We start from the raw sequence: 13849 nt of genomic DNA on the forward strand, positions 1-13849 counted from the left end.
GGAGGTCGCGCCGGGCGACCTTGGCGACGCGGGGCGCCCGGCGCGCCAGCAGGCGGTGCACGGCGCCGGACGCGAGGACGGCGACCGCGAGCGCGGCGAGCGCCCAGGGCAGGAAGTCGATCGGCCCGCGGCCGGTGGCCTGCGGCGGGACCGCGGAGATCAGCACGCGCGACGCGCCGGAGACCGAGCGGCCGGTCACGATGATGCTCGCGCCGGACTGGCCGGCGGCGACGAGCGTCTGCGGCACCGAGACCCGCACCTGGCCGTTCGCGTCGCTGCGGGCCTGCTGGATCGGCTCGCTGCCGAGGCGGATGTCGACGACGGCCTTCGGCCGGTACGCGAACCCGCTCACCTGAAGCTGCTTGCCGCCCTCGACCCAGCTGAGCACGAGCTTGTCCGTGCCGGGCCTGGTGGCGGCGGCGGCCGGCGCGGCCTGCGTCAGGAGCAGGGCGCCGCAGAGGCCGAGCATCGCCATGATGACGACGAGGACACGACGACCGGTGGTGGCTGAGTTCCGCATGTCCACCAGGTTGCGGCATCGCGGCCGCCATCGGAATGGCCGCGAGCCAACCTTGCCCCTCGCCTGAGCCAACCTTGATGTTCGGGCGGCGGGCGGCCCCGGTAAGGCTCAACCGGCCGCGCCGGACGCCGATGGGGGAGACATGCCGCTCGATCCGCCTCTGGACCCGTCTCTGGACCCGTCTCCGGACCCGGCCCGGCACTACCGCGTCCTGGACGTGCCCGCGCTCGCCGACCGGCTGTGGCGGGTGCCCCTCGCCCTCGCCGCCGCGATCTTCGTCGCCTGCGGGCCCGCGCACGCCCTGGGCCAGACCGAACTCGTGTACTACGGCTCCCTCGCCGGCCTGGCGCTGGCCGCGGCCGCCGTGCCGCTGGGCCTGCTCGGGTTGCGCGGACAGCCGCCGTCCGACCCCGCCTGACCACGCCGCCCGCGGCCCCAGACCTCTCAGGGCGACACCGCGCCGGCCGATTTTACCGGCGGCGCGCCCGCCCGGGCCGCCTCGCGGACGGGCCTGCTGAGGAGGAGTTGCGACGTGCGACCTCTCTTCTCGCGTGCCGCGTGGCAGGCCTCGCGGCCCTACCTGATGGTGCTCGCGCTCAACGCGCTCATCGTCAGCCAGTGGTTCCGCACCGGAACCTTCATCGCCGGCGGCGACATGGGCCCGTACATCCGGCGCGGGTGGGCGCCCGAGGCCACCTGGTCGTGGAACCACCAGACCACCGGCACCGGCTCGGCCGGCTACACCGTGGCGCGGGGCTTCGAGTTCGTCCTGATCTGGGCGTGCAAGGCCGTCGGGCTCAACGAGTACTCGGCGCAGTGGCTGTTCTACATCTGCATCTACGGCCTGGTCGGCTTCGGGGTGGCCTACCTGGCCGGCGCGTTCGTGCGCAACCAGGCGGCGATCGTCACGGCCGGCACCTTCGGCCTGCTCAACGGCTTCTTCCTGACCCGGCTGCCGAACCCGCTGAACATCATCTCGGTCGGCTCGGTCGCCCTGATCACCGGCATCGCGATGCGGGTCGCGCAGGGCCGGCGGGTGCCGGCGCCGATCGCCGGGTTCGCGCTCATGCCCACGTCGTTCCTGGCGTTCAACCCGCCGATGCTGGTGGTCGCGTTCGCGTGGGCGGTCGGCGGCACCCCGCTGCTGGCCGGGCTGGTGCTGGGCCGGGCCTCGGCCGTACGGCTGCTGAAATGGTTCGTGGCCGCCGTGCCGTGGGCGATCGGGCTCAACGCGTTCTGGCTCGTCCCGCTCGCGCAGAGCTTCGGCGGCGGCGGTGGCGCCACCGCCAACGCGACCTTCACCGACCCGACGAACTGGTCCTGGTCGCAGGTCAACAACTCGCCGCCGAACATCCTCACGATGGTGGCCAACTGGGCCTGGTTCCGCCCGCAGTACCTGCCGTTCGCCGCCGACCTGGACCGCCCGTGGTGGCTCTGGATCCGCTACCTGCTGCCCGCGCTGGTCTTCCTGGCGCCGCTGCTGGCCCCGCGCCGCCTGCGCCGGGTCGCGTTCGGCCTGATCCTGCTGGTTCTCGTCTTCGTGTTCCTGGCCAAGGGCCTGCGCCCGCCGTTCGCCGGGATCAACATGTTCCTGTACCAGCACGCGCCGGGCTTCTGGCTGTTCCGCGAGCCGATGAGCAAGCTCGGACAGCTGCTCGTCAGCTTCTTCGCCGTGCTGCTCGCCATCGGTGTCGAGGGCACGCTGCTGCGGCTGAGGTCGCTGCCCCGCCTGAGGCTGCCGGGGTGGCCGCGCCGGCTCGGGTACGCGGGGGCGATCACCCCGCTGCTGCTCGTGCTCGCCTATCCGTACCCGCTGTACACCGGCGGGGTGATGCCCGACGAGCGGCCGACCCAGCCGTCCACCCACGTGCGCGTCGCGCAGGAGTGGTGGGACATGGCCGCGCACATCGACGCCGATCCGCGGCCGGGCAAGGTGCTCGTGCTGCCCCTGGACGACTACTACCAGATGCCCACGACGTGGGGCTTCTTCGGCGCGGACAGCATCGCCAACCTGCTCATCCAGCATCCGGTCGTGCAGCCCAAGCCCGGCGGCTACTTCGGCGAGGTGCCCGGCTTCGGCGCGGACGTGCACGCCGTGGAGACCGCGCTGCTCGCCGGCGACCTGACGCCGGTGCCGAAGCTGCTCGACGCCATCGGGGTCAGCCGGGTCATCGTGCGGCACGACCTGGTCCGCGGCCTGCCCAACCGGTACTTCGCCGACGACCGCATCCTGGGCGCGGCGATGAGCCGGACGCCCGGCGCGGTGCTCGACGTCGACGGCACGCTGCAGATGTGGATGTTCGGCGGCGGCACCAACCCGACCATGCGCACCTACGACCGGGTCCTGGACGCGCCGGCCCGCCCCGACGCGGGCGCGGCGGTGCTCGGCACGGTCGACACCCGTACGGCGATCGCCGCGCGCAAGGACACCACGCCCTTCGCCCTGAGCCCCCAGGTGGACGACACCGTCACGGTCACGCCGGACGTCGTGCACTGGCCGGTGCCGGCCGTGGACAGCGGCTCACCCACCACGACCGTCGACGTGGCCGCCGGCCGGTACACGCTCGCACAGCGGGCGCGCGCCGCCGCGGTGCTCACGCCCCGCCTGGACGCCGCCAACACCCGCCTGCTGCTCGAGGATCCGACCGTCGTGAAGGTGGACGGCAGGGCCGTGTCGAGCCGCCCGCCGCTGTCGGTGCCACTGCCCGCGGGCCGCGACATCCGCGCGATCGCCACCGGCAACCGGACCGTTTCGCTCGACGGCGCGGGCACGCCGGCCCCGGTGCCGGTCGGCTCCGCCACCGACCTCACCCTGCTGGCCGCCGCGGCGAAGCCGGCCGCCGCCAGCGGATACTCGCCGGTCTTCGACTGCAACAACTACGAGCCCCGGCCGTGGAAGGAGCTCGGGCTCGCCCGGACCGTCACGGAAACGGCCGCCGGCCGCACCGTGCGGCTCACCGCCGCCGACCACGCCGCCTGCACCCAGGTGGTGGTCCGCGACGCGAAGCCGGGCCAGGTGTACCGGGTCCAGCTTCAGTACCGCAGCATCACCGGCGCACGCCCGCAGATCTGCCTGTGGCAGGCCGGGGTCTCCGGGTGCGAGCTGAGCGGCCGGCCGGTGCTCGACGACGACTGGACCTCCTACGAGAAGGTCGTCACGATGGACAACATCGCGGACGAGCTGCGGATCATCCTGCACGCCGACGTCGGCGAGCGGCTCCGGCCGAAGACCGTCACCGAGTTCCGCGGCCTGCGCATCGTCGCGCTGGAGCCGGTCGCCACGACGACGGTCTTCCCGCCGGCCGTGCCCGAGGTGACCGTGGATCTCACCGCGGGCCGGCACGAGCTGCGCGTCGACGGCGGGCTGGCCGGTTCGGTGCTCGGCGCGTTCGAGCCGCTTGACGACTGCTACCGCTACGACGACCAGACCACCGAGCAGGCCGGGCTGGACGCCGAGTCGCAGGTCGGCGCGGACGGCGAGACGACCTACACCCTCAAGGCGGTCCGGCACCTGGCCTGCATCGGCGCGCCCACGAGGGGCATGGGCGCCTCGTCGCTGTACGAGCTGTCCATGGAGGCGCGCAGCGTCGCCCTGCGCAACCCCAAGTTCTGCCTCTACCTGCGCGGCCCGGACCTGTGCCGCACGCTGCCGACGGTGGCGCTGTACCAGGGCTGGACCTCCTACGAGGCGCTGATCCCGCCGGACCCGACCGCGGTCGACACCCGGCTCTACCTGTACGGCCTGCGCGACCTCGAGGAGAAGAACCAGTCCCGGGTCGAGTACCGCGGGGTGCGGCTGCGCCCGGTGGCCACGCCCAGCGCGATCGTGCTGGTGCGCAACGCCGAGCCCGCGGCCACCTCGACCGTCGACTTCACGAGGCAGAACCCGGCGCAGTTCTCCGGCACGGTCGTCGCCTCCGGGCACACCGCGGTCGCGCTCGCCGAGAGCGCCGCACCCGGCTGGACGCTCACCGGCGTCGAGGGCGCCCGCAAGGTCACCCTCCAGGGCTGGATGAACGGCTGGCTGCTGCCCGGGGGCGGCAAGGTGACGATGCGCTACGCCCCGGCGCGGGTCAGCCGGTACGCGCTCTTCCTGCTGCCGGTCGTGGTCGCCGCGTCCCTGGCGTTCATGTACGTGTTCCGCCTTTCCGCCGGCCGGGTCGGGCCGTTGGTGTGGCTGCGCCGCCGCAACCGGTGGATCGAGCCGCTGCTGGCGCGCCTGCCGCGGCCACGCCCGGGGCAGTGGATGCACCGGGTGCTGGGGATGCTGCGGATGCCGGGGAGGCGATCCGGATGATCGGGAACATGGTCCGCCGGGCCCGCCTCGCCGGCGGTGCGCTCGGCCGCCGCCGGCTGGTGTCGATCGTCGCGCTGGCGGTGGTGCTGCTCGTCGCCGCGGCGGCGCTGCTCAGCCGCTGCTCCTCCGGGCCGGACACGGTGCGGGTGGCGGCGGTGGGCGACATGGCCTGCGATCCGGACGACCCGGACTTCGCCGGCGGCGCGAACGACCACTGCCGCCACCGGCAGGTCTCCGACCTGGCGGTCGCGCTGAGGCCCGACGCGCTGCTCGGCCTCGGTGACTTCCAGTACGAGATGCCGACCATGGACGCGTACCGCAACGTGTACGGGCCGAGCTTCGGGCGGCTGCTGAGCCGCACGGTGCCGGTCTTCGGCAACCAGGAGTACAAGGTTCAGGACGCCAACTCGTTCACCGCGTACTTCGGCAAGCAGGTCAAGGATCCCGTGCTGGGGTACTGGTCGCAGGAGATCGGCCGCTGGCATCTGGTGGTGCTCAACTCCAACTGCGCCGCCGTCGCCGGTGGCTGCGGCCAGGGTTCGCCCCAGCAGACCTGGCTGGCCGACGACCTGAAGAACACCGGCCGGAGGTGCGTGATCGCCGCGTGGCACCACCCCCGCTGGTCGTCCGGCATCGCCGGCTCCGACACCCGCACCGCGGACCTCTACCGCACCCTCTACGAGAACCGGGTCGAGATCGTGGTGTCCGGCCACGATGCCGACTACGAGCGGTTCGCCCCGCTCAACCCGGACGGCAAGGCCGACCCGCTCGGGGTGCGCCAGTACGTGGTGGGCACCGGCGGCCAGGCGCACTACCGGCCGGGCCCCGGCGACGGCGGGCGTGACGAGAACGGCAGGCTGCCGGCGAGCGCCGCCCCCATCACCGGCGAGTTCGTGGACTTCGACCACCACGGCGTCCTGGACCTGGAGCTCGGGCCGGACTCGTGGAGCTGGAGCTTCCACGCGGTCGGCGTCGGCGAGGCGCTCGACAAGGGCGAGGCGTCCTGCTTCTGACGCCGCGGTCAGGCGCCGGGCGGTTCGGGCAGCTCACGCATGCGCGGCACCGGGGAGAACAGGACGAAGAGCACGCCGGTCACCGCACCGACCGCGCCGACCCACAGGCCCGCGCGCACCCCGATCAGCTCGCCGAGCACGCCGCCGAGCAGCGCCCCGATCGGCCGAACCCCGTAGTTGACCGCCCGCTGCGCGCCCTTGACCAGGGAGAGCCGGGACATCGGGGTGGACGCCGTCTGCAGCGAGCCGACCGAGATGTCCAGGATCATCACGCCGAGCGCGGCGAGGAATTCCGCGGCGAGCAGCATGCCGATCACCACCGGCTGGGGACCGCCGGCGAGCGGGATCAGCACCAGCGGGAGCGGGAACGCCAGGTATCCGAGGACCACGATCGGGCCGATGCCGAACCGGCGGGTCAGCGCGCCGGTGACCGCGGCGCCGGCCAGGCCGCCGATCGACGCGATGCCGAGCAGCGGGCCGAGCATCCCGGGCGAGATGCCCAGCTCGGTGGTCACGTAGAGGATCAGCAGCGCGTGGAAGACGTAGTTGAACAGGTTGATCACGGTGCAGCCGAGCAGCAGCTGCCGCAGCACCGCGGACCGGAAGACGAACGCCAGCCCGGAGCCGAGGCCCAGGCCGCCGCCGGCCGAGCCGGAGCCGGCGTTCTCCGGCGGGGCGATCCGGGTGAGCAGCAGCGCCGAGCCGAGGTATGACAGCGCGTCGGCCAGCAGCGCGAAGGGCGCGGTGAGCACCTGCACCAGGACGCCGCCGACGCTCGGGCCGGCCACGAACGACATGGCCCGGGCGCCGACGGTCAGCGAGTTGGCGGCGATGTAGTCCGGGCGCCGGACCACGGACGCGAACAGGCTGCCGTCGGCGACCTCGTAGAAGACGGTGAGCGTGCCGATGGCGAAGCAGAGCGCGCAGAGGTGCCACAGCCCCAGCACCCCGGCGAACGCCAGCACCGGCACCATCACGATCAGTGCGGCCCGGCCGAGATCGGCGGCGATCATGACCTTCCGCTTGTAGGACTGCCGGTCCACCCAGGCCCCGGCGGGCAGCGAGAACAGCAGGTTCGGCACCAGCGCGGCGGCGGTCAGGTAGCCCATCTCGGCGGGTCCGGCACCGAGCGTCAGCACGGCGATCAGCGGGATCGCGATCAGCGAGATCTGGTCGCCGACCAGCGAGACGACGTGCGCGGACCAGTAGTGCCGGAACACCCGGTCGCGGAGCAATGCCCCCGCGGGCGCCGGCCTCGGCGGGGCGGCGGTGGTGGTGGTCACGGCGCACCGTCCTCGGGCGTCGGTATCGCCATCTGCACGATGGTGACCGGCCGGGATCCCGCCGCCCGGGCCGCCCGGTCCCGGTAGGGCTCCAGCATCGCCTCGACCTGCTCGGTGAGGGCGACCAGCTGCTCCGCGGTCACGTAGATCATCTCGTCGCCGAAGCCGGCCGCCGCGCGCCACTCGGCGGGCTCCTCGCCGCGGACCTCGAGATAGGCCTCGGCCCGCCGCAGGTACTGCCGGAGCAGCGCCGCGTTGAGCTGGTCGGCCGCGATCCGCGCCTCCGGGTCGTCCGAGTCGTCGCTCCACGACGTGCTGGTCGCGGTCGCCTGCCAGGGCCGCTCGCGCCCGTCGGCCGCGGGTGCCCGCTCGGCCAGCCCGTACTTCGCGAGCTGCCGCAGGTGGAAGGAGCAGTTCGGCACGTTCTCGTCCAGGACGGCGGCGCACTGGGTGGCGGTCATCGGCCCGTTGCGCCGCAGCATCCCGATGAGGCTGAGCCGCAGCGGGTGCGCGTAGGCGCGCAGGGCGCGCGGATCGTCCAGCCGGATCGTCTTACGTTCCTCGGCGGCCATGTCCTAGAGGATGCTTTATAAACATAGCTTTAGCAAGACTTCTCTAGCATCTACCCGTGGAGCACGGCGACGTACGCCTCCTCGGTCTTCTCGGCGACCCGGTCCCAGCCCATCCGCTGGGTCGCCGACTCCAGCCCCGCCTTCGCGTACCGCCGCCAGGTCACCTCGTCGCGCAGCAGGGTGATCAGCGCGCCGGCCAGGGCCGGCGGGTCGGCCGGCGGCACCGACAGGCCGTTCACGCCGTGGTCGAGGACCGCCCGCACGCAGGCGACGTCGGTGCCGACGACGGGCAGGCCCACGGCCATCGCCTCGACCAGCGCCATCGCCGGCGGCGAGGTGGTGTAGTCGAACTTGAACGGCCAGGTGCCCACCTGCGCGGCGGCGAGCTCGGCCAGCAGGTCCGGAACCGGCTCGGTGACCACCTCGATGGCGTCGCCGGCGGCGCCGGCCCGGGCCAGGATCCGCGGCAGCTCCGGCCGGGGGATGAGCAGCAGCCGCAGCCGCACGCCGGGCACCGCCGCCCGGACCCGGCCGAACGCGGCCAGCAGGGTGTCCAGGCCGCGGACCACCTCGGCGCGGCCGGCGAAGACGATGGTCGGCCGCTCGGCGTCGAACCGCGCCCGGCGCGGGTCGACCGGCGCCCCGGAGGTGAACCGGACGACGTTCAGGCCGTGCCGGCGTCCGAGCCGGTCGGCGACCCGCGGGTCGGGGGTGAGCACGGTGGTCGCGCCGGCCCGGCGCAGCGCGGCGGCCGCGAGCGGCACCGGCAGGACCGTGGTCACCACGACCCGGGCGCGCAGCACATTGGAGCTTCGCATCTCCGCAACGGTCGCCCGCCGCCACGCGCCCGGACCGGGCAGCGTCGGCCACGCGTACGCGGTGAGCAGCTTGCGATGCCCGCGCAGCGCCGGAAGCAGCGCCAGGAACGGGCCGAGCGCCCCGGCGTGCAGGTGCACCAGGTCCGGCCGGATCTTGTCGAGGGCGTCCCGCAGCGCGTCGGAACGGCCGAGCGGGAACGTCTCCAGCGCGCCGCCGATCTCGTGGACGCCGGCGAACGCGTCCTGTCCGTCGATCGCGTGGGTGGTGATCAGGTGGTGCTCGCCCGGTACCCGGTTGGCCGTCTCGGTGACCGTGCGGCCCATCGCCTCCCTGGCGGAGAACTCGGCGATCACATGCGCGACCCTGGTCATGCGGCGCCGCCGCGCACGCCGCCGTCCAGCTTGCGGACCGCCAGCCGGTGCCGCACCTGGCCGAGCGCGCCGAAGCCGAACTCGCCGATCTTCATCACCCACAGGCCGCCGTAGAGCAGCGGGTGGGAGAAGGCGTACCGGAAGTTCTTCAGGTACAGCCCGAAGCGGTGGAAGATGTTGGTCTGCCACCGGTACGCCTCGGGGTGCTCGGCGGCGAACAGGTCGGCGGTGCCCGAGTACCCCAGCTTCTTGTGCATGGTTTTGCGCAGCCGCAGGGCGCCCTCGTTGTGGTAGAGGAAGTTGCGGGTCCGGCCGATCGCGTACCCGGCCTTGCGTACCCGCAGGTCGAAGTCCTTGTCCTCGGAGAAGACCATCCGCTCGTTGTGGCCGCCGAGCTTGTCGTAGATGTCGCGCCGCACGCAGCGCAGCGACTCGATCTGCTCCACCCCGTCGTAGATCTTCTTCTCCAGCCACTTGCACCGGGCCCAGAAGGTGGTGCCGAACGACTCCTCGGGGATGACCAGGGCGTCGAAACCGCCCGCGAGCAGGTCGGCGCACTCGCCGATCAGGCCGGGGGTGACCTTCATGTCGGAGTCGAGGTGCAGCAGGATCGACCCGCGCGCCTCGGCCGCGCCGCGCTTGCGGCCCTGCGCCATCGAGCGGTTCTCCTGCAGGTACGTCACGTCCAGGCCGCCGGTGCGGAACTCCTCGACGAGCGCGGGGGTGCCGTCCGTCGAGCGCAGGTCGTCGTTGATGATGACCTCGAAGTCCCGGGACTGCGAGGCCTGGCAGGCGCCCAGGAAGTCCCGCAGCAGCGGCGCGCTGTCATAGGCGGGAACGATCACCGAAACCACGGGGTGGCTTGTCATCGGGCAGTCTCCAAAGCCGGTGCGGTCGGGACGTGTCCCTTATTCACATTATGAGCTGATTTAGACGCCTCGCGCCCGACATTGCGGAGGACGCGCGGCTACGCGCCGACCCGGAGCCGCCGCTTGTGGCCCCGCCGGCTCTTGACGACGCTCACCGCGTGCACGCCGCGCGGCACCCGGGCGTGCTGCTCCACCGCGGCCAGCAGGGTCTCGGCGACCTCGTCCCAGCCGTGCGCCCCGCCGTACGCCAGCGGCGCGAACGGCTCGCTCATCCGGGCCGGCAGCAGCTCGCGCAGCCGGTGCGCCAGCTCCTGCGGCCGCGGCGGCACCACGACGCCGCCCGCGGCCCGCGTCGAGTCGCGCAATCCGGGCACGTCGTACGCGATGGTCGGGGTGCCCAGCGCGGCGGCCTCGGTGACGACCAGGCCCCAGCCCTCGCGGACACTCGTCGCGAGGTGCACGTGGGCCCGGGCCATCCGGTCGTGCTTGACCTCCTCGGGCACCCGGCCGAGGAACTCGACGCCCTCCGGTGCGCCCGCGCGGAGCCGCTCGAGCAGCGGGCCGCCGCCGATCATCCAGAGCCGCAGGTCGGGAACCTCCCGGCGGACGAGCTGCACCGCCTTGATCACGTCCCACGGGCGCTTGTAGCTGACCATCCGGCCGCAGAACACGGCGGTCGGCCGCGTCTCCTTGGCGGACGTCGGCAGGACGGCCGGCGGCTCGTAGCCCTCCGGCACGACGGTGACGTCGCGGGCGCCGAAGCGCGCCAGGGCGTCGCGCGTCGAGTCCGACACGGCCAGGATCGGCGAGCCGGCCAGCCGGCGCAGCCAGCCCGGCTCGAGCAGGTGCCGGCCCAGGTGCGCGACCACCGGCGGCGCGTTGTGGTGCCAGATCTCCTCGCAGGTCTGGTGCACCAGCGCGACGGTGCGTGCGCCGTCGTCGACCCACTCGTGTGCGTGGAAGGGCACGGTGTTCGTCTCGTCGATGACCACGTCGAAGCGGCCCCGGCCGTAGCGCTGCCACCAGCGGCGGGCCTCGCGGTACACGGTGAACCGGGTGCCGGCGCGCACCACCCGGTAACCGTCGACGATCTCGGCGGCGGGCTGCCCGGCGACGGCCGCGGCGAACAGGGTCACCTCGTGGCCGGCCCGCGCCCAGCGGCGCAGGACCTGCTCGGTGTAGACCTCCGCACCACCCGCGGCGGGGTGGGTGAGGTCGCGCCAGTTCAGGACGAGGATGCGCACGACGCCTCCGCGGGTCAGGCCGCGGTCGCGGCGGTATGGGGAGCATCGGCACCCTCGGTGACGATGTGAGACTTCGCCCGCGGCGCGCGGGACCAGGGCAGGCCCTCCAGCGCGGCCATCAGCAGCAGCGTCGGCACGAGGGCGGCGGCCGAGCAGGCGGCGATCTGCGTCGCCGAGCCGTGCCACACCTGGATCAGCGCGATCTCGAGCACGGCGCCGGCCCAGGGGACCAGGATCGTGCGGGACCGGCGGGCCAGCCCGGCGTGGGTCAGCACGGACACCAGGCAGGTCAGCGCGGCGACGCTCGCCAGCGCGCGGACCAGCCCGGCCGCGTCGGCGTACCCGTCGCCGTAGAGCACGCGCAGCACCAGCGACGGCACCGCGACGATCACCGCGGCGCCCAGGACGGCCGGCCCGGCGACCGCGGCGCCGCTGGTGAGCAGCGCGCGGCCCCGCCCGGCGGCCGGCCAGGCGGCGAGCAGCCGCGGGAAGACGGCCGCCATGATGCCCGCGGGCAGCGCCAGCACGGTCTTGGCCACGGTGGCGGCGGCGACGTACGAGCCGGAGGCGGCGTCACCCAGGTGGTGCCGGGCGAGCAGCAGGTCGGCGGTGGAGAACAGGAACATGCCGGTGACCGCGATCCCGGCGTAGGCGACCGCGCCCAGCCGCAGCCCCGTCGCGCCGCTGCTCCCGGCCGGCACCCGCAGCCGCCGGGCGGCGACGAACAGGGCGGCGAGCTCCGAGACGATGGTGCCGGCCAGGGCGCCGGAGACGCCGAAGGGCACGACGAGCACCAGCCCCAGCGTCAGCCGGACCACGGTGGCGACCAGGTAGGTCGTCGCGACCGTGCCCACCCGCCGGTCGCCGAGCAGCAGCCCGCGGGCCGCGGCGGTCACGGCCGCCACGATCAGGTACGGGGCGAGCTGCGCGGCCTCGGCGAGCGACGCCAGGTGGAAGTAGTCGCGCAGCAGCGGCGCGCAGCCGAGCACCACGAGCGCGGGCGGCAGCGACCACAGGGCCACCGAGCGCAGCGTCCGGCGGGTCGTCTCCCGGGTCAGGCCGTGCTCGGCGACCAGGGCGGAGGCGGCGGTCTGCAGCGCGCCCAGCGGGACGCCCAGCATCACCATCGCGCTCAGCACCGCGCCCAGCGCCCCGTACGAGCCGGGGTCCATCAGCCGCCCGACGACCGCGTGGAAGGCGAGGTTGCCCGCGCTCTGCACGGCCACGGCGACGGCGATCGGCGCGGCGCCCAGGGCGGCGAGGCGCGCGAGGCGGCCGGCAAGGAGGGTCACACCGTCTCTATCGACGGCCGGGCGGCCGACCTGTCCGATTGTTCGGCGAGCCTGGTCACCAAAACGGGGGACGCGGGGCGTACCCCGGGGTCCATAATCGGGATGAAATGACTGATTATCGGCAACTCGGCGCGGATCGGCCGCCACCGCGGGGCGCTTCCGGGATCAGCCGCACCGGCCTGCTGGCGGGCGTGGTCGCCGCCCTCGACGGCGGCGGGCGGCCTTGGGCCTGGCAGGGCGAGGCCGGGGCGGCCGAGCGCTGGGCCGGCGACACCGGGCCCAAGGACCTCGACGTCTGGTACGCGGCGCCGCCGTGCGACGGCGGCCCGATCGACGTGCTCGTCCGCGCGTACGCCGGCGCCCGGGTGGCCGAGGCGCACGATCCGCGCCGGCTGCGGCACGTGAGCCTGGCGATCGAGACCACCACCGGCCCGGCCGTCGTCGACGTGACCTACGGCGACCTGCGCGTCGGCCCCGTGCTGCTGGTGCCCGCCGCGGAGGTCACCACCGATCCGGCCACCCACCGCCTCACCCATGCCGCCGCGGTCGCCGACCTGCTGGTGCGCCCGGTCCTGCGCGGCCGGGTGCCCGACGGGCCCCGCCTCGAGGAGGCCCGCGCCGCCTGGATGTCGGCGCCGCCCGGTCACCGGGAGGGCTTCGTCCGGCGGCTCACCGCGCAGCTCGGCGCCGGGGTCGCCACCGAACTGATCACCCTGGCCAGCGGCGCGCCGCCTGCCCCGGGCCTGCCCCGGCGGGCCCGGTTGCGCCTGGCCGCGCGGAGCCTGGCGCCCGCCGTGGTGGGGTCCACCTGGGCGCAGCGCCGGGCGGTGGTGCCGGCCATGGGCACCGCCGGGCCGCTGGGCCTGCGCACCCGCGGCGTCGTCGTGGCCCTGGTCGGCACGGACGGCTCCGGCAAGTCGACGGTCGCCGAGGGGCTGCACGACCGCCTGGACCGCTACGGGCTGTCCACCACCGGGGCGTACTTCGGCATGGCCCGGGGCAACCTGCCCGGTGTCGCCCTCGCCCGCCGCCTGCTGCAGGTCGGCTCGACCGCGCCGTCGCCGGACGCCGCCGCCCTGCCCGGGCCGCCTGCGTCGGCGCCCGTGCCGGTGCCGGCGCCGGCGCCGATCGACTATCCCGGGCTGCGCCGGGTGGCCGCGTGGTTCTACGCCGGTGAGTACATCTGGCGCTACCTGAGCGTGGTCGCGCCGGCCGTGCGCCGCCGGCGGGTGGTGATCGCCGACCGCTGGGTCTACGACCTGCGCGAGTCGCCGTGGCCCGGCTCCCGCGCCGCCCGCTTCGCCGAACTGGTGGTGCCCGCGCCCGACGTGCTGGTGCTGCCTGACGCGCCGGCCGAGGTGATCCACGCCCGCAAGCCCGAGCGCACCCTCGCCGAGCAGGCCGGCCAGCAGCAACGGTTCCGCGCGCTGCTCGCCGAGCACCCCGCCCGCCACGCCGAGCTGGTCGTGGACACCTCCGGCGCGGCGGCCGACCCGCTGGCGCGGCTCGTCGCCGCGGTCGTGCAGGCGGCACACGGCCCGCCCCGGCGCCGCCGCCGGTGACGGCAGC

The 13849-nt window shown here is 74.3% G+C and carries 11 protein-coding genes; 4 read left to right on the plus strand and 7 right to left on the minus strand.

Annotation, left to right across the window (positions count from 1 at the left end):
* A partial coding sequence (locus AB0F10_RS38840) for a hypothetical protein (protein ID WP_360637372.1) occupies positions 1–520 on the minus strand: 520 nt, incomplete at its 3' end.
* A gap of 142 nt (positions 521–662) precedes the next feature.
* On the opposite strand from AB0F10_RS38840, the gene AB0F10_RS38845 reads away from it, so the two are divergent.
* The 3 genes from AB0F10_RS38845 (at position 663) to AB0F10_RS38855 (ending at position 5830) form a co-directional block, all read left to right on the plus strand.
* A complete protein-coding gene (locus tag AB0F10_RS38845; RefSeq protein ID WP_360637375.1) occupies positions 663–938 on the plus strand; it encodes a hypothetical protein in 276 nt (91 codons plus the stop codon).
* A 114-nt stretch (positions 939–1052) separates the two neighbouring features.
* Positions 1053–4817, plus strand: coding sequence for a hypothetical protein (locus tag AB0F10_RS38850; RefSeq protein ID WP_360637378.1), 3765 nt, complete (start codon positions 1053–1055; stop codon positions 4815–4817).
* Positions 4814–5830, plus strand: a complete 1017-nt coding sequence (locus tag AB0F10_RS38855; RefSeq protein WP_360637381.1) for a metallophosphoesterase — start codon at positions 4814–4816, stop codon at positions 5828–5830. Before AB0F10_RS38850 ends, AB0F10_RS38855 begins: the two co-directional genes overlap by 4 nt.
* Positions 5831–5838: 8 nt before the next feature.
* Here AB0F10_RS38855 and AB0F10_RS38860 read toward each other — a convergent pair whose 3' ends face one another.
* From AB0F10_RS38860 to AB0F10_RS38885, 6 genes are all read right to left on the minus strand, one after another.
* The gene (locus tag AB0F10_RS38860; protein WP_360637383.1) at positions 5839–7113 is read right to left on the minus strand and encodes an MFS transporter; all 1275 of its coding nucleotides are present in this window, start codon (positions 7111–7113) and stop codon (positions 5839–5841) included.
* On the minus strand, positions 7110–7685 hold the full coding sequence (locus AB0F10_RS38865) for a helix-turn-helix domain-containing protein (protein WP_360637386.1): 576 nt from the start codon (positions 7683–7685) through the stop codon (positions 7110–7112). The genes AB0F10_RS38860 and AB0F10_RS38865 overlap by 4 nt, the downstream gene beginning before the upstream one ends.
* A 50-nt stretch (positions 7686–7735) precedes the next feature.
* Complete coding sequence (locus tag AB0F10_RS38870; protein WP_360637389.1) at positions 7736–8875, minus strand: glycosyltransferase family 4 protein; 1140 nt, start codon at positions 8873–8875, stop codon at positions 7736–7738.
* Positions 8872–9744, minus strand: coding sequence for a glycosyltransferase (locus AB0F10_RS38875; protein ID WP_360637392.1), 873 nt, complete (start codon positions 9742–9744; stop codon positions 8872–8874). Before AB0F10_RS38875 ends, AB0F10_RS38870 begins: the two co-directional genes overlap by 4 nt.
* Positions 9745–9842: 98 nt before the next feature.
* Positions 9843–10988 (minus strand): glycosyltransferase family 4 protein, encoded by a 1146-nt coding sequence (locus tag AB0F10_RS38880; RefSeq protein WP_360637395.1) that lies wholly within the window; start codon positions 10986–10988, stop codon positions 9843–9845.
* 14 nt (positions 10989–11002) lie between these two features.
* Positions 11003–12280 carry a polysaccharide biosynthesis protein gene (locus AB0F10_RS38885; RefSeq protein ID WP_360637398.1) on the minus strand — a complete coding sequence of 426 codons (1278 nt, stop codon included), beginning with the start codon at positions 12278–12280 and terminating at the stop codon, positions 11003–11005.
* A 107-nt stretch (positions 12281–12387) separates the two neighbouring features.
* On the opposite strand from AB0F10_RS38885, the gene AB0F10_RS38890 reads away from it, so the two are divergent.
* Positions 12388–13842, plus strand: coding sequence for a thymidylate kinase (locus AB0F10_RS38890; RefSeq protein WP_360637400.1), 1455 nt, complete (start codon positions 12388–12390; stop codon positions 13840–13842).
* Positions 13843–13849 lie beyond the last annotated feature (7 nt).

This window comes from Actinoplanes sp. NPDC026623, from assembly GCF_040638275.1.
Lineage (GTDB): Bacteria > Actinomycetota > Actinomycetes > Mycobacteriales > Micromonosporaceae > Actinoplanes.

Bases quoted from the DNA above. Each gene is read 5' to 3' on its own strand.
- AB0F10_RS38855 (WP_360637381.1), top strand. From the start codon at position 4,814: ATGATCGGGAACATGGTCCGCCGGGCCCGCCTCGCCGGCGGTGCGCTC.
- AB0F10_RS38875 (WP_360637392.1), bottom strand. From the start codon at position 9,744: ATGACAAGCCACCCCGTGGTTTCGGTGATCGTTCCCGCCTATGACAGC.
- AB0F10_RS38890 (WP_360637400.1), top strand. From the start codon at position 12,388: ATGACTGATTATCGGCAACTCGGCGCGGATCGGCCGCCACCGCGGGGC.
- AB0F10_RS38845 (WP_360637375.1), top strand. From the start codon at position 663: ATGCCGCTCGATCCGCCTCTGGACCCGTCTCTGGACCCGTCTCCGGAC.
- AB0F10_RS38870 (WP_360637389.1), bottom strand. From the start codon at position 8,875: ATGACCAGGGTCGCGCATGTGATCGCCGAGTTCTCCGCCAGGGAGGCG.
- AB0F10_RS38865 (WP_360637386.1), bottom strand. From the start codon at position 7,685: ATGGCCGCCGAGGAACGTAAGACGATCCGGCTGGACGATCCGCGCGCC.